This window comes from Pseudomonas sp. 1912-s, assembly GCF_029269205.1.
Taxonomy (GTDB): Bacteria; Pseudomonadota; Gammaproteobacteria; order Pseudomonadales; family Pseudomonadaceae; genus Aquipseudomonas.
This window is the reverse complement of record NZ_JARIXR010000004.1, coordinates 310,357-331,942: the sequence shown is the minus strand read 5'-3', so window position 1 is coordinate 331,942 and position 21,586 is coordinate 310,357. Positions and strand designations below refer to the sequence as shown.

General features: G+C 63.9%; 16 protein-coding genes. 7 read left to right on the top strand and 9 right to left on the bottom strand.

What is annotated here, in order from left to right; all coding sequences use genetic code 11:
• Positions 1–23: 23 nt before the first annotated feature.
• Positions 24–746: a pirin family protein gene (locus tag P3C29_RS07975; RefSeq protein ID WP_010171992.1), complete on the bottom strand. Its 723-nt coding sequence runs from the start codon at positions 744–746 to the stop codon at positions 24–26.
• A gap of 181 nt (positions 747–927) precedes the next feature.
• Between P3C29_RS07975 and P3C29_RS07970 the strand changes: the two genes are divergently transcribed.
• A complete protein-coding gene (locus P3C29_RS07970; protein WP_275964251.1) occupies positions 928–1,878 on the top strand; it encodes a GlxA family transcriptional regulator in 951 nt (316 codons plus the stop codon).
• A gap of 88 nt (positions 1,879–1,966) precedes the next feature.
• Positions 1,967–3,514 (top strand): winged helix-turn-helix domain-containing protein, encoded by a 1,548-nt coding sequence (locus P3C29_RS07965; protein ID WP_275964250.1) that lies wholly within the window; start codon positions 1,967–1,969, stop codon positions 3,512–3,514.
• Here P3C29_RS07965 and P3C29_RS07960 read toward each other — a convergent pair.
• Both P3C29_RS07960 and P3C29_RS07955 read right to left on the bottom strand, forming a co-directional pair.
• Positions 3,461–6,253, bottom strand: a complete 2,793-nt coding sequence (locus P3C29_RS07960) for a winged helix-turn-helix domain-containing protein (RefSeq protein ID WP_275964249.1) — start codon at positions 6,251–6,253, stop codon at positions 3,461–3,463. The two genes, P3C29_RS07965 and P3C29_RS07960, sit on opposite strands and share 54 nt — an antisense overlap.
• A gap of 65 nt (positions 6,254–6,318) precedes the next feature.
• The gene (locus tag P3C29_RS07955; protein WP_275964248.1) at positions 6,319–6,717 is read right to left on the bottom strand and encodes an AraC family transcriptional regulator; all 399 of its coding nucleotides are present in this window, start codon (positions 6,715–6,717) and stop codon (positions 6,319–6,321) included.
• Between the two features lie 205 nt (positions 6,718–6,922).
• Between P3C29_RS07955 and P3C29_RS07950 the strand changes: the two genes are divergently transcribed.
• The 5 genes from P3C29_RS07950 to P3C29_RS07930 all read left to right on the top strand — a co-directional run bounded on the left by P3C29_RS07950 (position 6,923) and on the right by P3C29_RS07930 (position 12,012).
• Positions 6,923–7,831 carry a LysR family transcriptional regulator gene (locus P3C29_RS07950; RefSeq protein WP_201124546.1) on the top strand — a complete coding sequence of 303 codons (909 nt, stop codon included), beginning with the start codon at positions 6,923–6,925 and terminating at the stop codon, positions 7,829–7,831.
• 80 nt (positions 7,832–7,911) lie between these two features.
• Positions 7,912–8,505, top strand: a complete 594-nt coding sequence (locus P3C29_RS07945; RefSeq protein WP_201124545.1) for an antibiotic biosynthesis monooxygenase — start codon at positions 7,912–7,914, stop codon at positions 8,503–8,505.
• On the top strand, positions 8,502–10,340 hold the full coding sequence (locus P3C29_RS07940) for an amidohydrolase (protein ID WP_010171980.1): 1,839 nt from the start codon (positions 8,502–8,504) through the stop codon (positions 10,338–10,340). Before P3C29_RS07945 ends, P3C29_RS07940 begins: the two co-directional genes overlap by 4 nt.
• Positions 10,341–10,364: 24 nt before the next feature.
• Positions 10,365–10,982 (top strand): isochorismate family cysteine hydrolase YcaC, encoded by a 618-nt coding sequence (gene ycaC / locus P3C29_RS07935; protein WP_010171978.1) that lies wholly within the window; start codon positions 10,365–10,367, stop codon positions 10,980–10,982.
• Positions 10,983–11,163: 181 nt separating this feature from the next.
• Complete coding sequence (locus tag P3C29_RS07930) at positions 11,164–12,012, top strand: LysR family transcriptional regulator (RefSeq protein WP_275964247.1); 849 nt, start codon at positions 11,164–11,166, stop codon at positions 12,010–12,012.
• 1 nt (position 12,013) lies between these two features.
• On the opposite strand, the gene P3C29_RS07925 is transcribed toward P3C29_RS07930, so the two are convergent.
• The 6 genes from P3C29_RS07925 to P3C29_RS07900 form a co-directional block, all read right to left on the bottom strand.
• A complete protein-coding gene (locus P3C29_RS07925) occupies positions 12,014–14,473 on the bottom strand; it encodes a TonB-dependent receptor (protein ID WP_010171974.1) in 2,460 nt (819 codons plus the stop codon).
• Between the two features lie 251 nt (positions 14,474–14,724).
• Positions 14,725–15,216 (bottom strand): RidA family protein, encoded by a 492-nt coding sequence (locus P3C29_RS07920; protein WP_201124542.1) that lies wholly within the window; start codon positions 15,214–15,216, stop codon positions 14,725–14,727.
• Between the two features lie 25 nt (positions 15,217–15,241).
• Positions 15,242–16,816 (bottom strand): FAD-dependent oxidoreductase, encoded by a 1,575-nt coding sequence (locus tag P3C29_RS07915; RefSeq protein WP_275964246.1) that lies wholly within the window; start codon positions 16,814–16,816, stop codon positions 15,242–15,244.
• A gap of 41 nt (positions 16,817–16,857) precedes the next feature.
• Positions 16,858–18,978, bottom strand: coding sequence for a TonB-dependent receptor (locus tag P3C29_RS07910; protein WP_275964245.1), 2,121 nt, complete (start codon positions 18,976–18,978; stop codon positions 16,858–16,860).
• Between the two features lie 378 nt (positions 18,979–19,356).
• Positions 19,357–20,316: a D-isomer specific 2-hydroxyacid dehydrogenase family protein gene (locus P3C29_RS07905; RefSeq protein WP_201124540.1), complete on the bottom strand. Its 960-nt coding sequence runs from the start codon at positions 20,314–20,316 to the stop codon at positions 19,357–19,359.
• Complete coding sequence (locus tag P3C29_RS07900; protein ID WP_010171965.1) at positions 20,313–21,491, bottom strand: acyl-CoA dehydrogenase family protein; 1,179 nt, start codon at positions 21,489–21,491, stop codon at positions 20,313–20,315. Before P3C29_RS07900 ends, P3C29_RS07905 begins: the two co-directional genes overlap by 4 nt.
• Between the last annotated feature and the right edge of the window lie 95 nt (positions 21,492–21,586).

Below are 21,586 nucleotides of genomic sequence, written 5' to 3'. Positions count from 1 at the left end.
TTCCCGGGCCATCGTGCCGACCTTTACGGCATTTCAGGCAGTTCACGAGGGCGCAGGTCGAACACCAGCACCTCGGCATTCTCGCCATGGCTCAGGTGAATCTCCCGCTCATCGCGCACTCGGGCACCGTCGCCTTCGTGCAAGCGCTGGCCGTTGACTTCAATGCTGCCCCGCGCCACGTGGATGTAGGCGTAGCGCTCCGGGGCCAGGGCCAGGCTTGCGGTTTCAAAGCCGTTGAACAACCCGGCATACACCCGCGCATCCTGGCGCACGCCAAGGGAGCCGTCGGTGCCTTCCGGCGAGATGATCAGCTGCAACCGGCCACGCTTTTGCGCTTCGGTGAAGTGCTCCTGCTGATAGCGCGGCTCGGCGCCGGCCACGTCCGGCACGATCCAGATTTGCAGGAAGTGCACGCCCTGGGTGTGGCTGTGGTTGAACTCGCTGTGGGCCACGCCGCTGCCGGCGCTCATCAGTTGCACATCGCCTGGGCGAATCACCGAACCGGTGCCCAGGGTGTCCTTGTGTTCCAGGGCGCCTTCGAGCACATAAGAGAAAATCTCCATGTCGCGGTGCGGGTGTTGGCCGAAGCCCTTGCCGGCGGCAACCCGGTCATCGTTGATCACCAGCAGGTCGGAAAAACCCTGTTCCCTGGGATTCCAGTAGTTGGCGAACGAGAAGGTGTGGAACGACTTCAACCAACCGTGATTGGCGGCGCCGCGTTCCGAGGCTTTGCGAAGGGTCAGCATGGGGTGTTCTCCTCAAGGGAAGCTGGCTGCGAGATGCAGGGCTTCGGTGTGAGGAGAAGGTTACTGGTTAGTGATAGGTTGATTAAGAAGCTTAAATCGGAATGACTGTCCTGTATGGGTTGACAGTTGGTGGCGTGCCATAATGCAAGGATTTCTCTCCCCGAACGGACAGTTCCTAATAATGAAAACCGTGGCCATGGCGCTGTTTCCCGACTTTCTGCTGCTCGACATGGCCGGGCCGCTGGAAGTGTTCTCCATTGCCAATCGCTACCTTGCGCCGTCAGCTCACTATCAGATCCTGACGGTCGGTACCGAGCAGGGGCCACTGCAGGCCTCCAATGGCGTGGTGGTGCATCCCGATCTGCACCTGGACCAGGCCCTTGAGGCGTATGACTTGCTGTTGGTCCCCGGCGGCCCCGGCGCCTACAACGAATGCCATCCCGCCCTGTTGCCCTGGCTCAAGGCGGCTGTGCCTCGCGCCCGGCGATTCGGCTCCATCTGCACCGGTGCCTTCGTGCTGGGATACGCCGGCTTGCTGGACGGCCAACGCGTGACCACTCACTGGCATTACACCGAGCGGCTGATCAAGGCCTTTCCCAAGGCCACGGTGGAGACCGACCGCATCTACCTGCAGGACGGCCGGCTCATCACCTCTGGCGGCGTGACGGCGGGCATCGACCTGGCGCTGTCGGTTGTTGCCCAGGACCACGGCAAGCAGGTGGCTGTCGACGTGGCCAAGGTGTTGCTGGTGGTCATGAAGCGCCAGGGTGGCCAAGCCCAGTTCAGCCCGATGACCGCAGCGGTGGCCCCCCAGGAAACCGCGATTACCCGGGTGCAGACCCATGTGCTGGAGCGGCTGGACCAGACCTTTACCATCGAGTCCATGGCGCAACTCGCAGGCATGAGCGCGCGGCACTTTGCGCGGGTGTTTGCCAAGGAAGTGCAGATGACCCCGATGGCTTTCCTGCAAGGCGCGCGCATTGATCGCGCGCGGCACTTGCTGGAGAGCAGCGACCTGCCACTTAAGACCGTAGCCTTTCATGCGGGCTTTGGCAGCGTGCGGCATATGCGTTTTCTGTTCAGTGAAAAACTCGGCTTGAACCCGACCCAATACCGCCAGCAATTCAGCTGATGGCCGTCTGGCGCACCTGAATGTCCGTGTGGATCCCTGTGCCAGCATTGTCCTGTCACGGGTAGCTGGCAAGATAGCCGTCAGTCCCATGGAAAAGGATGCGCAGGCGCCCAAGACCGGGTGTTTCAGCGCTTTGACGAGCATGCATAGCCTTCATACGATTGAGCCTGAATGTGAAGTGCGCTTCGGCCCCTTCACCTTTTACCCCCAGCAGCGCCTGGTGTGCGAAGAGGGCCGGCCGCTGCCGCTGGGCGGGCGTGCCCTGGACATTCTCGCGGTGCTGGTGGAGCAGGCCGGGCAGTTTGTCAGCAAGGCAGACCTGATTACACGGGTGTGGCCCAGCAGCGTGGTGGAGGAGAACAACCTGCGGGTGCACATCGCGGCCTTGCGCCGTGCCTTGGCCGATGGCCAGGGCGGGCGGCGTTATATCGTCAACCTGCCGCTGCGCGGGTATTGTTTTGTCGCGACGCAACCGATGCAGGCAGCACCGGCACAGCCCTTGCCTCACCATAACCTGCCGGCACGCCTGGTACCGGTGTTCGGCCTGGACCCGCTGGCGCATGCCCTTGCACGGCGCTTGCCGGGCCAAACGCTGATGACGCTTACCGGGTGTGCCGGCATCGGCAAAACCACCCTGGCCCTGTACCTGGCTGCACAGGTGCTGCCGCGCTATCGCGACGGCGTGTGGCGGGTCGAGTTGGCCGGTGTCAGCCAGCTATCGGGCGTGGTCCGCCAGTTGTCCGGGGCGCTCGGGATTGCCGTTGAGCCGGGTGGCACCTTGCAAGGCTTTTGCCGGCAATTGGCGTCGCGGCATTTGTTGTTGGTCCTGGATGGGTGTGAACAGGCGGTGGCCGCGTGTCGCAACCTGGTGTTCGCGCTGCGGGAAATGGCGCCCCGGGTGACGCTGTTGTTGAGCAGCCGCGAAGCCTTGCATATTCCTGGGGAGTGGGTTCAGCGCGTGCCGGCGCTGGTCGTGCCGCCGCTGTCGGCATTGGCCGATGTCGAACAAGCGCTGGCTTATCCTGCGGTGCAGCTATTTGTCAGTCGCGCCCGGGCCAGTCAGCAAGGCTTTGGTTTGCGCAGGCAAGACCTGGCGCCCCTGCGGGATATCTGCCGACGCCTCGACGGCATCCCGCTGGCCCTGGAACTGGCGGCGGCCCAGGTCGATGCCCTGGGCGTCAAGGGCTTGCAAGCACAGGTGGCGAACGGCTTGCTGGTGCTGACTGGCGGGCGGCGAACGGCCGTAGGGCGGCACCAATCCATGAGCGCGGCACTGGACTGGACCTACGATCGCTTGAGCCTGCCGGAGCGTTGGCTGTTCCTCCAATTGGGGTTGTTCAAGATGGCGGTGACCTTGCCGACGCTGGGTGCGCTGATTGCCGGCACTGAGCTGGAGCATGCCGACTTGCCTTATCTGCTGGCACGGTTGGTGGACACCTCGCTGCTGACCGTCGAACCCGGCCCCGGACCTCGGCGTTATCGCCTGCTCAATTGCGTACGCGCCTACGCGTTGGCCCGTCTGGGTGACCCTGCGCAGGTGGGGTTGTTGCAGCAAGGCTACGGGCACTATCTGGGGGCGTTCTCAAGCCGGCAGTTTGTGGTGCAGTTCGTCGAGCAGGCGGCGCACGCTCACTAGGTCCGGCGTGGAAAACCCTTCGGTAAAGCGCCCATGAACGGCTTGCAACAGGTCGCGCGCGGCGGCGTGCCGGCCCTCGCGATGCCATAGCCGGGCCAGTGACAGGGCGCTTCGCAGTTCCCAGGCCAAGGCTCCCTGCTGATGCGCCAGCCCCAGCGCTTCCAGCAACAGGCTTTCAGCCGCCTGCACCGGGGGCGAGTCAGCCTGGTGCAGCAGGGATTCGGCCCGCACCCGCAGAATCTCCGCGGTGCACCAACCCGCATCGCCTTGCCTGGCTCGTTCGAAGCAGGCCTCATCCACGTCCCGAGTGTGCAGGGTCGCGACAATGTCCTTGATCAGGCCCAGGCCTTCGACGTGCTCCTCGTGCGCCACGCCGTCCAGTGCGTGGGCGTAATGCCTGGCCCAGGTGTCGAACAGCAGCACCGAGTGCTTGCGCGCCTGCTGCGACAACAGCTCCAGCATTGATCGGGCAGCCCCGTCGTCGCCGTTGTAGTGGGCGATGACGACACCCGCGAGGGCCAGTGTGTAGCAGATCGAGGTGCCGTGATTGATTTGCAGCGCCAGCTCCAGCGCCTGGCGGGCAGTGCGCCAGGCGCGCTCCGGGAACCCCTGGAGCCAGAGGATGCGTGCCAGTACCGTCAGCGACGCCACGCTCTGGTCGTATTGCACGCCGAATCCATGGGTAAACCGATTGAGGTGGCCGCTGTGGGCCATACGCTGCATCACCTGTTCGGCGTTATGCCGCGCCAGGGCCTGGTTGCCGGCAAAATGTTGCGCCAGCACCCGCAGGCGCTGTGCGCTCAAGGCCAGCAGCGGTTGGGCGTTGGGGTCCAGGCGGTCGAAATGCAGGCTTTGGCGCAGGGCCTGGCGGTAGTTGCCGTTGCACAGGTTGACCGCCATATGGCCGGACACGGCCCTGAGTTGGCCGGCGACATTGTGGCTGCCTTCGGCCAGTTGCCGTGCCTGCACGAACGCGTTGATGGTCTGTGGAGTTGCGCCCTGGGTGTGATAGGAAAAACTGCCCAGGGCCAATTGCAGTTGCAGGTGCAAGTGCGCGCAGGGAGCAGCCGATTGCTGAAGCAGGGCCAGGGCTTTGCCTACGTACAAACCATGCTCGGTGAGCAGCGACAACTCCTGCCACAGCGGCATCGCGCTGACCGTCAAACGGATGGCCAGCAGCGGCGCGCCGTCCTGGCTCAACCCCCAGTCGAGGGCGGCACGCACATCTTCGCGACAGCCTGCATAACGGTCGAGCCACTGCCGGGTGGACACTTGTTCCCAGTCGGCTTGCGCCTGATTCATCAGTGTCAGGCACCGGGCGGCGTGTCGCTCACGGCTGGCCTCCAGCTCGCAGGCAGCGCTGAGTTTCTCCAGGGCGTAGGTCCGGGTGATGTCCAGCAGCCGATAGGCCACCGCTTCATCGCCCACCTCAACGTTGAGCAAGGACTTGGCCACCAACTGCGTGATTGAACCCAGCACCTCGGTCGGCGCAATGTGCTCACCGCCTATCACCGCCGCCGCTGATTCCAGGGTGAAGCCACCCCGGAACACTGCGAGGCGCCGCAGGCATACCTGCTCGCAAGCGGTCAGCAGGTCGAAGCTCCACTCCAGGGTGGCGCGCAGGGTCTGGTGCCGGGGCAGGGCGCTGCGTCGGCCGCGGGTCAACAGGCGAAAGTTATCCTCCATCTGCACCCGCAAGCCCTGCAGGCCAAAGCGTTTGATTTGCGCCGCCACCAGCTCGATCGCCAAGGGAATGCCGTCCAGGCGTCGGCAGATATCGATGGCCAGGGGCAGCTCGCTGTCACTCAGTTCAAAGCCATCCCAGCACGACAGCGCCCGTTCTACCAGCAATTGCAGCGCGGGATACGCCATGGCTGCGGCGCGGTCGCCAGTGGCCGGTGGGCATGCCAAAGGCTCCAGGCGTTGTACGAACTCGCCTTCTGCGCGCAGGGCTTCGCGGCTGGTGGTCAAAATGTGCAGATGGGGGGCATTGCGCAGCAGGGTTTCACTGATCAGCGCAATATCGTCGAGCAGGTGCTCGCAGTTGTCGATCACCAACAGCATCTGGCGCTCGCGCAGCAGGCCGGCCAGGCTGGCCAGCGGCTCGTGACTCGGTGGCGGGAGCTCCAGCAGGGCTGCCAGGTTGGGCACGATCATCGAAGGCTGGCTCAGGGGGGCGAGGTCCAGCAGGCGAATGCCGTCGCGGTAACGCCCGATCAGCAATTCCGCTACCCGCAGGGCGACGGTGGTCTTGCCGATACCGCCTGCACCCGTGAGGGTGATGAAGCGGTGCCGAGGCAACTGGTGCACCAGGCTTTCGATCAGGGCCTGGCGTCCCAGCATCCGAGTGCGGCGCAGCGGCAGGTTATGCCCGGGATGGCCCACCGCGCTGTCGCCTTTCAATGCTGTGGGTTCGATACTCAGGGGCGCCACGAAACTGTAGCCGCGCTGGGCCACGGTGACGATATAGCGCTGCCCGGCCTGGCCGTCGCCCAGGGCCTTGCGCAGGGCCGCCATGTGCACCCGCAGGTTGCCGTCCTCCACCACGGTCTTGGGCCAGACCCGGGCGATCAGCTCCTGTTTGCTCACCACCTGGCCGGCGTGCTCCAGCAAAACCAGCAGGATATCGACCGCCCGACGGCCCAGGCGCAATGGCTGGCCACCTTCCAGCACCACGCGCTGGCGCGGGTGAATCCGGTAGGGGCCGAAATGCATGGCCTGGTCGTTGGGGTTGCTCATGCGCGGTCTCTGGAGCGAGGTCTGTGGTGCATATTCCAGAGGTTTGCGCCGGGGTGCAATCACCACTAGGCGGCGATCACGCGAAGCTGGTGGTTACGCCAGGTCATCGGGTTCACGCCTTCGCTGCGGCTGAATATGTGGCAGAAGTGTGCCTGGTCGCAAAATCCGCATTCCTGGCTGATTTGGGTCAGGCTCAAGCCAGAGCTGATGATCAGTTCCTTGGCCCGCTGGATACGTTGTTGCCGAATCCATTCCTGGGGAGAGAGGCCCGTGGTGCACTTAAAGGCGCGAGAGAAGTGGCTGCGGGACAGGGCGCAGGCGCGGGCCAGCTCGGTGACCTCCAGGCTTTCCCCAAGGTTCGCCAGGATCAGCTGTTTGACCATGCGTTCGCGGCGGGCACACAGGCCGCCGGTAGCGGAGGCGTGCGCGTGCCGGTCAAGTGCGATTTGCTCAAGTCGGGCCATGACAGATTCCGTGGTCGATGGGAGCGTTCCCGGTGAGTGAAAGTCCAGTGTAGACGGCCGTATTCTTGGCGCCGGGCTGTCTGGCTGGCGAGTTAATCGTTGTTAATTTCGCCAGGTGACTGCGGAAAAAAGACAGCACAGGCATGCAATTGCACATGCCTTGAACGTGGTTAGCTGACGGGGTCCTCACCTCCCGGGAAACCCTATGAATCGCAACGACTTGCGCCGTGTCGACATGAACCTGCTGGTGATTTTCGAGGCCCTGATGTTCGAAAAGAACCTGACCCGGGTGGCCGAAAAACTCTTCATGGGCCAGCCGGCGGTGAGTGCGGCCCTGGGCCGGTTGCGCGACCTGTTCGATGACCCGCTGCTGCTGCGCAATGGGCGCGGCATGGAGCCCACGCCACGGGCCGTGGCGATCCTCAAGGAGTTGCAACCGGCCATGGACATCATTTCCGGCGCGGTCAGTCGCGCCAAGGACTTCGACCCTTCCACCAGTTGCGCGGTGTTTCGCATAGGGCTGTCGGATGACGCCGAGTTCGGGTTGTTTCCCCTGTTGCTCAGCCAGCTGCGCGAAGAGGCACCGGGGATCATCGTGGTCGTGCGGCGTGCGAATTACTTGCTGATGTCGGCGTTGTTGGCCAGTGGCGAGATCTCCGTGGGGGTCAGCTACACCACCGAGCTGCCGGCCAACGCCAAGCGCAAGAAGCTGCGGGATATTCCGTGCAAGGTCCTGCGGGGCGACGATCGGCCTGAGCCGTTGACCCTGGATGACTACTGTTCACGGCCCCATGCCATGGTTTCGTTTTCCGGTGACCTGAGCGGCAATATCGACCTGGACCTGGCACGGATCGGCCGGGCCCGGCGAGTGGTGTTGGCGGTGCCGCAATTCAGTGGATTGCGGGCCCTGCTGGCCGGCAGCGAGATGATTGCGACGGTGCCCGATTATGCCGCGTGCGCATTGACGCAAGGCAGTGCATTAAGGGCCGAGGACCCGCCATTCACCATCGATGCCGCAGAGCTGTCGATGGTGTGGAGTGGGGTGCACGACAACGATCCGGCGGAGCGCTGGTTGCGATCACGCATTGGCGAACACATGTCCCGGGCGCTTTAACAGAGCACGTACATCCAATTTTTACCCAGCGCCACACCCCACACTGCGCCCATCGCTCACGTATTCAGGGGAGGAGCACGATGGACTCAGCAACGCAGCAAGGCGGGCCGGACGAGGTGGTCACCCTGGTGGTCAAACACCGCATCAAACCCGGCCGCGAAGCCGATTATGAAGCCTGGCTACGGCGCATCGTGCGTATCGCCGGCGAGCGCCCGGGCCACCTCGGCGTCGACGTGGTGCGCAGCAAGCAGGGCGGCCTCGCCCTGTTCACCTGCGTGCTGCGTTACCGCTCCACCGATGACCTGGAGCGCTGGCTCGATTCGCCGCAGCGCCTGGCGTTGATCAACGAAGCCGCACCGATGTTGGCCGATGGCGACCAGACCGAAGTCGGCGCGGTGAACGAGTTCTGGTTCTCGCCCCAGGCCGATACCGCTGCCAAGCCGCCGCGCTGGAAACAGGCGGTGGTCACGCTGCTGGTGATCCTGCCGCTGACCTTGCTGGTGCCGATCATCTGGGGCCCGGTCCTGCGGCTGCATCCGTTCCTGTCCAACTACATCGTTGCCACCTTTCTGGTCACCGTGACCATCGTCGTACTGGTGGTGTACCTGCTGATGCCGGCGGCCACCCGCCTGTTCGCTCCCTGGCTTGAAGCCTCTGTAAAGGAAACCCTATGAACGCTGATCTGATTCTGTTCAATGGCCAGTTCCACACCGTGGACCGTGAAAACCCCCGCGCCACCGCAGTCGCTATCCACCAGGGGCGCTTTGTCGCGGTGGGCACCGACGGCGAAGCCATGGCCCTGCGGGGCAGTGGCACCCAGGTCATCGACCTCAAGGGCCGCACCGTCATCCCCGGCCTCAACGACTCGCACCTGCACCTGATCCGTGGCGGCCTGAACTACAACCTTGAACTGCGCTGGGAAGGCGTGCCGTCCCTGGCCGATGCCCTGCGCATGCTCAAGGACCAGGCCGACCGCACGCCCACGCCGCAGTGGGTGAGGGTGGTGGGCGGCTGGAACGAATTCCAGTTCGCCGAAAAACGCATGCCCACCCTCGACGAGCTCAACCAGGCCGCCCCCGATACGCCGGTGTTTGTGTTGCACCTGTATGACCGGGCCTTGCTCAACCGCGCCGCCCTGCGCGTGGCCGGCTACACCAAGGACACACCGAACCCGCCCGGCGGCGAGATCGTACGCGACAGCAACGGCAACCCCACCGGCATGCTGGTGGCGCGCCCCAACGCGATGATTCTCTACGCGACCCTGGCCAAGGGCCCGAAACTGCCCCTGGAATACCAGGTGAACTCCACCCGCCAGTTCATGCGTGAACTCAACCGCCTGGGGCTGACCAGCGCCATCGACGCCGGCGGCGGTTTCCAGAATTACCCCGATGACTACGCGGTGATCGAGCAGTTGGCCAAGGACGAGCAACTGACCGTGCGCATCGCCTACAACCTGTTCACCCAGAAGCCCAAGGAAGAACTCAGCGACTTCAAGAACTGGACCGGCAGCGTGACCCTGCACCAGGGCGACGACTACCTGCGCCACAACGGCGCCGGCGAGATGCTGGTGTTCTCGGCGGCCGACTTCGAAGACTTCCTTGAACCGCGCCCGGACCTGCCGCTGACCATGGAGCAGGAACTGGAACCGGTGGTGCGCCACCTGGTGGAACAGCGCTGGCCGTTCCGCCTGCACGCCACCTACAACGAATCGATCTCGCGCATGCTCGACGTGTTCGAGAAGGTCAACCGCGACATCCCGTTCAACGGCCTGCCGTGGTTCTTTGATCACGCCGAAACCATCACCCCGCAGAACATCGAGCGGGTGCGGGCGCTGGGCGGCGGCATCGCGATCCAGGACCGCATGGCGTTCCAGGGTGAGTACTTTGTGGAGCGCTACGGTGCCAAGGCGGCCGAGGCCACGCCGCCGATCAAGCGCATGCTCGCCGAGGGCGTGCCGGTGGGCGCCGGCACCGACGCCACCCGGGTGTCGAGCTACAACCCCTGGACCTCGCTGTACTGGATGGTCAGCGGCCGCACCGTCGGCGGCCTGGAGCTGCACGCCGAAGGCTTGCCCCGCCTGACCGCCCTGGAACTGTTCACCCACGGCAGCGCCTGGTTCTCGTCGGAGCAGGGCAAGAAGGGCCAGATCAAGGTCGGCCAGTTGGCAGACGTGGCGGCCCTGTCGGCGGACTTCTTCAGCGTCGACGAAGAAGCCATCAAGTGGATCGAATCGGTATTGACCGTGGTCGGCGGCAAGGTGGTGTACGGCGCCGGCGACTTTGAACATTTTGCGCCACCCAGTGTGCCGGTGCTGCCGGACTGGTCGCCGGTGGTCAAGGTACCGGGCCACTGGCGCCCGACCTCAACGCTGCAGGCCCAGGTGCACCAGTGCAGCGGCCCGTGTGGCGTGCATTCCCATAGCCATGAACGGGCGCGTCTCTCGAGCGTACCGGTCAGCGACTTCCAGGGTTTCTGGGGCGCGTTTGGCTGCTCGTGTTTTGCCTTCTGAATCAACCCCCAAAGGAGTGTTCCCATGACTTACAAACGCCTGAACAAAGATGACGCCGTGGTGCTGCTGGTGGACCACCAGACCGGCCTGATTTCGCTGGTGCAGGATTTCTCGCCCAACGAGTTCAAGAACAACGTGCTGGCCCTGGCGGACCTGGCCAAGTTCTTCAAGCTGCCGACCATCCTCACCACCAGCTTCGAAAGCGGCCCCAACGGCCCGATGGTGCCGGAGCTGAAAGAGCTGTTCCCGGACGCGCCGTACATCCCGCGCCCTGGCCAGATCAACGCGTGGGACAACGAAGACTTCGTCAAGGCAGTGAAAGCCACCGGCCGCAAGCAACTGATCATCGCCGGGGTCGTGACTGACGTGTGCGTGACCTTCCCGACGTTGTCGGCCCTGGCTGAAGGGTTTGAAGTGTTTGTGGTCACCGACGCGTCGGGGACCTTCAACGAAACCGTGCAACAGGCGGCGTGGGCACGCATGACGGCGGCCGGTGCACAGCTGGTGAACTGGTTCTCGGTGGCCTGCGAGCTGCAGGTGGACTGGCGCAACGACATGGAAGGCCTGGCCAACCTGCTGTCGCCGCGCATTCCCAACTATCGCAACCTGATGAACAGCTACTCGGCACTGGCGGCCAAGTAACCTCAGGGCCGAAGCAACCTCCTTGTGGCGAGGGAGCTTGCTGTGGCGAGGGAGCTCCCTCGCCACAGGGGTATCGATATTTGATTGGTGGTGATGCGACAACCCGGTTATAAAGAGCTTCAGCGTCCACCGAGAAGCGACAATGAACCCCTTCGAAGACATGCGCCTGTTTTGACAGGTCATGGAATCCGGCAGCTTTACCGCCGCCGCCGAACACCTTGGGCTGTCCAAGCAATTTGTCAGCCGTCGCCTGATCCAGCTGGAAGAGCGCCTGGGCGTACGCCTGCTCAACCGCTCCACCCGCCGCCTGGACGTCACGCCCCTGGGCCAGAGTTACTACGAATCCGCCTTGCGCCTGCTCAGTGAAGTCGAGCAAGTGGAGCAGGGTATCGCCGGGCAAAACACCGACCCCCGTGGCACCATTCGCCTGAGCGCGCCGCTGTCGTTCGCCATGGCACACCTGGGCAGCCTGTTGCCGCTGTTCCTGCAACGCCACCCTCACGTCACCGTGGAAGTGGACCTCAGCGACCGCCCGGTAGACCTGATCAGCGAAGGCTACGACCTGGTGCTGCGCATCGGCATCCTCGAAGACTCGACCCTGATCGCCCGGCGCATCGCCAGCGTGCAACGCGTGTACTGCGCCAGCCCGGATTACCTGGCGCACCACGGTATACCGCAACGCCCCGACGACCTGGCCGACCACGAATGCCTGCCTTACGGCCATGGCCGCCAGGTGCAATGGCACTTCAAGGTTGACGGCAAACCCCACACCCGCAACGTCAGCGGGCGTATGCGGGTCAACAACGGTGAGTTGCTGTGCGAAGCCGCGATCGCAGGATTGGGCATCACCTACCTGCCGAACTTTATCGTCGCCCAAGCCCTGCAGGACGGCCGGCTGGTGACACTGCTGGAAGACTTCGCGCCCGAGTCCCTGACCCTTTCCGCCGTGTACCCCCAGCACCGCCAGAGCTCGCGCCCGGTGCAGGCGTTGATCGAGTTTCTGCGTGAACGCCTGGCCGGCGGTTGCTAAATCAGAACGCGTACTGCACCCGGCTGTAGTAATACCCGCCGGTAAACCCGAACGGCGAATAACTGCCCCAGTTGTCGCCGAAAGAAGAGTTCTTCACGCCGATGTGATCCGGGTATTTGTCGAACAGGTTCTGCGCACCCACCGCTACGGTCAGTTGCCGGGTGATGGCGTAGGCCACGTCGAGGTCGGTGATCCACTTGGCCGAATAAGTGCGGTCCAGGCTCGGATCGCTGGAGCTGTTGACCTCGGTGTAGGTGCCGTAGCGGGTCAGGCGCAGGTTGACGTCGAAGTCGTGGATCGCCCAGTCGGCAGAGAAGATCATCTTGCTGCTGGGTGAGGTCTTGGTGATCAGCGCCCGCGACTGGCGGCCCATCAACTGAAAGTTGCCCAGGGCGGCGAGCTGCGCCGGAGTGTCGTTGACGCTGAGGATTTGCGTGTGGTTGTAGTTCAGCGCCGCCGTCCATTTCACCGAGCCGTAGCGGTCGAGGTTTTGCCGGTAGTTGCCCACCACGTCCACGCCGGAGGTGCGGGTGTTGGCGCCATTGGTAAAGTACTGTGCGCCCGCCGTGGCCGGTACGCCGATGCCGTCCAGCAGCGCCGCAATGCCCGGGCCCTGGAAGCGTTCGCTGAGCACCAGGCGGTCCCGCAGGTTGATCACGTAACCGTCCACCGTCAGGCTCAGGTCGTCGCTTGGAGTCACGGCGAAACCGAGGCTGAAGTTGGTCGAACGCTCCGGCTTCAGTGACTTGGCGCCGAGTGCCTGGGCGCCGGCGGAATCCACCGGCAGGATCACGTAGTTATACGACTGGTACACCCCGTTGATGGTGTCGAACCCGGTGGAGCGCGCGGTGAAGATCTCGTTGGCCAGTGACGGCGCGCGAAAGCCGTTGCTCACGGTGCCGCGCAGGGCGAACACCGGGTTGAACGCATACCGGGTGCTGAGCTTGCCACTGCGGGTGCCGCCGACGCCTTCGTTGTAATGCTCGTAGCGCCCGGCCACGCCGACGTACCACTGTTCGGTGGGGTAGAAACCCAGGTCCACATAGCTGGCGAGGCTGTTGCGGCTGATCTTTTGCGCGTCTTCCGGGCGGATACCGTTGGTGACCTGAGCCCCCGGATCGGGGCGCTGCCCGGCCCGCGGATGGCCCGCCGGGAACACGTAGCCGCCATCGATATACGAGGCCTCGGAGCCGGCGCGGGTCTCGTAGCTTTCGCGCCGGTGCTCCAGGCCGAACGCCACGTCCAACGGCTTGGCCAGGCCGATCTCGTAGTTGTTTTTCAGGTCCAGGTTGGTGGTGAGCTGATCGGCAATGTAGATGCCGGAGGTAAACGTGTTCGGCGTGCTTTCACCCAGGGACGGGTTCTGGTTGTCGTAGGTGCGCTGCTTGGCGTAGTTGCGCCCGTAGGTGCTGCTCAAGTCCCAGGCCCAGCCGCCGCCGAGGTCGTTGCCCTTGGCACCGAAGGCCGATTGAAAGTCGGTCTCGTTGACCAGCCAGTACGGGCTGTAGCCGTCGGGGTAACCATTGGGCCCGGTAGTGATGGTGTTGCGGCCATTGGGCAGGCGGAAGTTCTGGCCGTCGTTGTTCTCCCGGGTGGCCAGGGTGGAGAACGAGTACAGCGTCAGGTCATCGTTCAGCGGCAGGTCGAGGTTGTACGCCACATCGGCCAGTTGGCTGCGGGGCGAACCATAGCCTTTGTAGGTATGGTGACTGGAGGTGGCTTCGCGCGGGTCGGGGGAGCCATCGGCCAGCGGGTAGTAATGGCTGCTGTAGCCGTTGCTGCCGGCCTTGTTGTCGCGCTCCTGGTAGCGGGTGTCGAGGGACACGTTGAGCACCCCGGCTTCGCCCACCTGGAAGCCATAATTCAGCGCCTCCTGGCCGGTGCCGCGCTTGCCGTCGTAGTTCTGGCCCAGGGTGGTGTCGGAACTGCCGCCGGTGGTCTGCTTGAGGATGATATTGATCACCCCGGAAATCGCATCCGAACCGTACTGGGCGGCGGCGCCGTCGCGCAGCACTTCCACATGGTCGATGGCAGCCACCGGGATCAGGTCCAGGTCGCTGGGGGCGGCGCCGCTGTTGATGCCGTTGATGTTCAGGGTGGCGCTGGTGTGCCGGCGTTTGCCGTTGACCAGCACCAGCACGTGGGAGGCGGTGAGGCCGCGCAGCGTGGCTGAACGCACCACGCCACTGGCATCCCAGCCGGCGCGGTCCGGCAGGTTGAAGGACGGAATGAGCTTGCCCAATGCCTCCAGCAGACTCGGCTTGCCCACCGCCCGCAGCTGCTCGCCGCTGATCACATCAATCGGTGTAGGGCTGGTGGTGACCGTGCGTTGTTCGGCGCCACGGTTGCCGGTGACCACCACGGTGTCGAGGGTGGGGGAGCGGTCTTCGGCGGATTCGACGCCGAAGGACGCCAGGCCGCACGCCAGCGAGAGCGGCAGCAATAAGGGACGGCTATGCATGAGAGTGAAGCTCCTTGGTCTCAGATGTTGCTTGCCCTGTGGAAGGAGAGGGCTTGTCCTGTGGCGAGGGGGCTTGTCCCCCGTTGGGCTGCGAAGCGGCCCCAATAAGCGCACCGAGTTCTACCAGGCAAACGTGGGCGCCTGGTTTGGGGCTGCTTCGCAGCCCAACGGGGGACAAGCCCCCTCACCACAGAAAGCACCTCGCCACAGAGATACCCAAGCCGAACAGGTTATTTGCGATGCCCGGGGGATCAGCGTTTGCGCGCGGCAACCGCTTCGATTTCTACCAGCCCGCCGGGCAACGGCAACGCGACGACTTGCACGGCAGTGCGCGCCGGCTTTTTCGGTTGCTCGGCACTGCCGAAGAACGGCGTGTAGCCTTCCTGCAAACCGGCGAAGTCCAGCTTGCCGCCCTTGGCCGGATCACCTACCAGGAACACCCGCAACTGCACCACATCCCCCAGATCCAGACCCTGGCTTTGCAGTACGCCCTTGAGCTTGTTGAGGATCGACGTGGTCTGGATCGCCGTGTCGCCATAGGCCGCAAACGAGTCTTTCGGTGCCTTGGGGTCGTGCACATCAGCCAGCAATCCACTGACAAACAGCAGCTCGGTTTGCGGTGGCACCGACACCGCCAGCGAGATCGGGAAGTTCGAGTTGGGCAGCGGCACGCGCTTGATCTCATCGGCGTGGGCGGCGAGGGTGGTGGCGGTCATCAGCAGTCCTGCAAAAAGAGTTTTCATCAGTTCATTCCTTGAGTGAGAAGGTTCAGGCGGCAACGCCCGGTTGCTGGCGTTCGGCATGGCGGCCGATCAGCGAGACGATGCGCCGTGCGGAGTCGGCGGCGCTGTTCTGCCAGATGCCGACACCGCCGTGGGCGAGGGCGTCGCTGGCCAGGTAAGTACGGCCCTGGGGCTCGTTGAGCAGGCGATAGGCACTCTCGCCAACCTCGTCGTTGACGATCCACGGGCCCTTGCTGTAGCTGACTTTCGACCAGTTGATCGCCACCGGTTTTTGCAGTTTGGCGCTGTGGCCGGGGTGCAACAGCTCCACCGCCTGGCGTGAAGAAGCGAACTGTTCGGCCAGGGCTTTTTTGCTGAAAGCCTGGGCCGACTCGCTGGTGTTGTAGGCCGCCACCAGAATCCCCTGGGCGCTGTTGAGACGGTCGCTGGGGTACCACAACCCTTTGACTTCATGGTCGAGGTACGACAGGCCGCCGTAGATGTTGAAGTCGGTTTCCCAGAAACGCGGTGCCTGCCACGCCACCTTGTTGGCCTGGTCGCTTTGCGCGGTCTGGATCGCCTGCTTGAACGGCGCGGTGAAGTTGCTCGGCAGCTTGGCCAGCAGTGGCAACGGCACGGTGACGATGGCGTAGTCGGCGCTCAGGGTCTGGGTCTTGCCGCTGAGGCGGTCGCGGTAGCTGATGCGGCTGCCTTGCTCTGAGGTCTGGATATCACTGACTTCAGCGTTGAAGCGCACCGCATCCTTGAGGTGCTCGTAGAAGGCATACGGAATGCGGTCCATGCCACCCACCGGCTGGAACATGGTGGAGGAAAACTCCGGTATTTCGTCGAACACCAGCGCGCCCCACAGATTGGGATTGAGCAGGGTTTGCAGCTCCAGCGGGGCGCGGGTCACGCCGGTTTGATCACCGGCACCGGGCACCCGGGTGTAGCCGGAACGCACCGAGCCCTTGTATTGCAGGTCGCCGTTGAGGTCGCCGTACACCTTGAGGAAACTCAGCAGGGCCTTGCGGTCGTCCACGCTCAGGTCCTGGTCCAGGGCCTTGCGGCTGACGGTACGGGCCAGCAGTTCCGAGAGCTGGCCACGGGTGTCGTTGACCGCCTGGCGCAGTTGAAACGCTGGTTGCTGGGTATCGGGGCGGGCCAGGGCGTTGCGGCTGCTGTTGACCAGCACTTGCAGCTCCACCCCCAGCTCGCGGCAGTAGCCGAGAATCGTCTGGTGGTGGCTGGGAATCCGCGCCGGGCCGGCATTGAAAAACTGCCCGGCGTCAAAGTCGACGGTCTGGCTGACACCGTCGTCGAAGTCGACTTTGGTGCCACGGCGCAGCGTCCAGTTGCGCCCGCCCACCCGGTCGCGGGCCTCCAGGATCGTCACGTTGAAACCGGCCTTGCGCAGCTCGTAGGCGCTGACCAGCCCGGAGATCCCGGCGCCGACCACCACCACGTTCTTGCCCTTGCCGGTGCTGCCCAATTGCAGCGGGGTAAAGCTCGATGCCACTGCCTGAGGCGTCAGCCCCAGTGCGCCCAGTGCGCTGACAGCGGCGGAATAACCGCCCACGGCGGCAATACGGGAAATCAGTTCCCTGCGGGTAAAAGCCATGATTCGCTCCTTGAGATAGCGGTGCTTTTGGAGGGGTAGCGTCAGAGGTCGTAGCGCACGGTCAGCAACAGGGTTCGCGGGTCGTTGACCGAGTAGTAGCGGGCGCCGCTTGAGGGCACGTAGCCCACCGACTGCGGGTAGGCGCGGTCCAGCAGGTTTTTCACCGCGAGGGTGGTGGTCCAGTGACCGTCGCCGCTGATGTAGCGGGTGTTGGCGTTCCAGAAGGTCTGTTGCGGGATTTCCTGGATGTCGTCGTTCAGCGCGTTGGCATAGGACTTGGTCTGGAACTGCGCATCGGTGCCCGCCAGCCAGGTGCCGGGCAACCCGGCAGGAATGGTGTAGTTCAGGCCCAGGCTGGCGTTCCAGCGCGGCGAGAACACCAGTTGCTTGCCGTTGGCATCCACCCCGGCACCGCTGGCGTTCTGGAAGTCGTCGTACTTGCTTTGCAGGTAGCCGACGTTGGCGGTCAATTGCAGGTCGCGGCTCAGGGCGGTGAGGGTTTCCAGCTCCACGCCGTAGGTGTGGGCGCGGCCAACGTTGGTGCGCAGGCTCACGCCCAGCGCCGGGTCATAGGCGTTGGTTTGCAGGTCCTTGTAGTCGTTGTAGAACACCGCGACGTTGGCCCGCAGGCGCTGGTCGAAGAAGTCGCCCTTGACCCCGGTTTCCCAGGTGGTCACGTCTTCCGGGGAGAACGCCTGTTCGGCGGCGGCCTGGGTCGGTGCGCGGTTGTCGTAACCGCCGGCCTTGAAGCCTTTGGCGACGTAGGCGTACTGGTTCAGGTGCGGGGTCCAGGCGTATTCGAAGCCGATTTTCGGGCTGGTGGATTGCCAGGATTTGCTCGACTCGGCGGTGAAGTTGGTGCCGGTGATTTCCCGGTTGGTGTTGATCGCGTAGTTGGTAAAGTCGAAATTCTTGTGCTCGCGGGTAAAGCGCAGGCCGGCGATCAGCGACAGTTGTGGCGTGAGCTTGTAGGTGCCCTGGCCATACAGTGCGTAGCTTTCGGTGTTGGTGGTGCTGTATTGGCCCTGGCCGATCACCCGGTTGCGGGCGATGGAGTAGGTGAGGTTGTCGCGGTCGGCGTCGAACTTCTCGCGGTACAGGTACACGCCGGTGCTGAAGCTGAAATCGTCGTAGTCGCCGTTGAGCTGGAACTCCTGGGTCGCATAGTTCTGCTTGTACAGGATCAGGTTGTTCTGGATCAGCGCGGCTTGCCCTGAGTTGTCGTAATCCACCGGTTGGTGGAACGCCGAATAGGCGGTCACCGACTTGAAATTCAGGTTGTCATTGATCGCATAGATCGCCCGCAACACCGAGCTGCCCTGGTCCAGGCGGTTTTTCGGGTCGAGGCTGCTGTAGCTCTTGAACTTGTCGAAATGCCCGTTGGCGTCGAAGGGCGTGTAGCTGGTGGTGTCGCCACGGTCGAAGGTGCCGGCCAGGGTCAGTTGCACATCCCAGGGCGAATCCACCGGCTTGTAGCGCAGCTTGCCGCGATAAGACTGGATGTCGACGTTGTTCACGTCCTTGCCACGGGTCGGGTCGGACACGGTGCCGTCGCGGCTCAGGCGAATCGCCGAGAAACTGCCGAACAATGCGTTGTCCACCAGCGGCCCACTGATCAGCAGGCGTGCGTTCTGCGCGTCGTAGTTGCCGGCGCCCAGCTCGACAAAGCCACGGGTTTCCTGGCTGGGGTCGCGGGTGATCACACGGATCGCGCCGGCGCTGCTGTTACGGCCATACAGCGTGCCCTGTGGGCCGCGCAACACTTCGACCCGCTCCACATCGTTGAAGTCGAGCATCGAGGAAATGGCGCGGGGGATGTACAGGTCATCGGCGTAGACGGCGACGGCGGCTTCCTGGATCGGGTCGGTTTCGCCGATGCCGCGGATGCCATAGGTCTGGGCGCTGTAGGAGATCGACTGGCGGCTGAGTGTCAGGTTGGGTACCTGGCCCGAGAGGTCGCGCACGCTGTTCATCTGCTTGTCTTCGAGGGCTTTTTCATCGAACGCGGAAATCGCCAGCGGGGTTTTTTGCAGGTCTTCGCTGCGGTGCTCGGCGGTGACGTTGACCACCGGCAGGGCGGTGTCGTCGGCATGGGCAGTGAGGCCGAACAGGGCGAGGGAGACGGCCAGTGTCAGGCGATTGGGTACGGCGGTAGGACTCATGATGGACCCCTGAGGTGGTTGACGGTTTAGGCAAAGTCGGGCCTCCACCTGGTCAGGGGTCGGTATTGGATGTAACAGTATTTGTATAAATGCCGGGCGTAAAAGTCCGATTAGTTATAAGTTAATTATAAAAAATAGGTATGTAGTGGTTAGGTTGTGATGCGTAAGGCTGATGATGTTTTTCAGCCAACAGAAAACAAATGTGGGAGCTGGCTTGCTGTGGCGAGCGGGCTTGCTGTGGTGAGCGGGCTTGCTGTGGTGAGCGGGCTTGCCCCGCGCTGGGCTGCGAAGCAGCCCCACCAATCTGTAGTGAACCCGACAGGGGACAAGCCCCCTCACCACAGCAAGCCAGCTCCCACATTTTTAATCGCGCCGGGCTTAGTAACCGCGTTGGGTATCGGCCAGGTTTTCCAGCGGCAGATCACCCAGGTACCTTTCCAGATTGCCCAGAAAGCTGTCCGCAATATCATGCCGGCTATGGGTCGAAATCGCCGACGTATGCGGCGACACCCTGACCCTCGGATGCCCGTACAGCGCATGCCCGTCGGGCAATGGCTCGGGCTCGGTCACATCCAGCGAAGCCAGCCCGATATGGCCGCTGTCCAGCGCTTCCAGCAGCGCCTCATGATCCACCAAACCACCCCGGGCAATGTTGATCAGGTGCAACCCCGGCCTGGCACTCGCCAGCACTTCACGATTCACGATATGCCGCGTGGCCTCGGTCAACGGCGCGGCGAGCACCAGGTGATCAGCGCGAGCGAACAGGTCGTGGATATCCCGCGCCGCTTCCACGCCGTCTACGTCAAACGGCGTCTGGCTTTGTCGCAACGCCACGACCTTGATCCCCAGCCCATGAGCCTTCTGCGCCAGGCTGCGGCCAATCGCGCCAAACCCGAGAATTCCCAGCGTCGTGCCCTTGAGCGGGCGCAACGCGGTGAATTGCCATTGCGAATCCTGCACCCAGATATCCGGTAAATGCTTGGCCGCGGCGAAGATCGCCGCCAGGGCAAACTCGGCGAGGTTCTCGGCGGCGCTGCCCCGTGAGGTGCTCACCGGCGGCCCGTTGAACAGCCACTTGGGGTAGAAATCGATGCCCGACGACACCACCTGAATCCACTGCACGCCATACGGCCAGCCCGGTGGCGGGGCGTCTGGCGCGGTGTAGCCACGCACATTGATCGGCCGCGCCAGCAGGATATTGGCCTGGGGCGGCAGGTCGCTGGGCACCCCGGCGGGTACACCGATGACCTCGGCACCGGGGTGCGTGAGGGCCAGGCGCTCGCGGATCACTGCGTTGAAATCTTCGTCCAGCTGGCTGGCGATAATCACCTGGCTCATGTGCGTTCCTTCTGTCGTTGAGCGAAGACAGCTTTGCCGACACCTTGCAGCACGGCGTCGTTCTGCGGGGTGTGCACGCGGCTGCAGAGTACGTCGCGGTAATGCCGTTGCAGCGGGCTGTGGCGGGACAAGCCAGGATTGCCGGAGGCCTCGATGGCCAGCTCCACGGCGCGGATTGCGTTGCCGGTCACCAGGTATTTGATTTGCGCGGCATTGGCTGCCGGGGTGTGCCCGTCGGCGGCGGCGTCCAGCAGGCTGCGGTTGGCAAACAGCAGGGTGTCGATATGCCCGACGGTCTCCTGAAAGCGCGGCAAGGTCGACAGCGCCGCACCGAGGTTGGACGGTTTGCGCTGTTCCAGCCAGTCCACCAGCCAGTCGCGCGCGGCCTGGGCCACGGCGTCGTACACCGATGAGAGCAACACCGACATCCACAGGAACCCGTCACCGTCGAGTTCCGCCTGCGGCGCGCTCCAGGGGCTGACGCTGACCGCATGGTCCAACGGCACCAGCACGTTATCGAACACCACTTCGTGGCTGCAGGTGGCGCGCATGCCCAGGTGGTCCCAGGTCTCGACAATGCTGATGCCGGGGCTGTCCTTGTGCACCAGCCAGGCGCCTACCAGCGGGTCTTCATCGCTGCTGCGCGCCCACACGCTGAGCCACGTCAGGCCATGGCTGCCGGTGGAGTAGATCTTGCGACCGCTGATGCGCCAACCGGCGGAGGTACGCCGTGCGATCGTCGCCGGCAGCCCGCCACGGGCCGGGGTGCCGAGGTCGGGTTCGACCCGCAGGGCGTTGATCAGCGCGCCATTGCGCACCGCGTCTTCGGCCACTTGGGTGCGCAAGGCCGGCGGCCAGGTTTTGCTGTCTTGCAGGCGGGTGTGTTGCAGGTACTGCATCACCAGGATCAACGCGGTGGAGGGTTCGCCCTTGGCGATGGCGCTGATGGCTTTGCGCGCCTGGGCCAGGTTGGCGCCACCACCGCCCAGCGCCTTGGGCACGGTCAGGGCGACCAGTCCGTGCTGGTGCAGCAGCGTGAAATTGTCATGGGGGAACGCGCCGCTTTCATCGTAAAGGTGGGCGGTGGCGGCGAGCTGGCTGCCGAGGCGTTCCAGCAAGGCTTCGAAATTGGCCACTTCCACGGAGCGCAGTGACGGTTGAGAAGAAAGGCTCATGATGGGTGTACTCGTTCAAAATGTGGGAGCGGGCTTGCTGTGGTGAGCGGGCCTGTTGTGGTGATCGGGCTTGCCCCGCGCTGGGCTGCGAAGCA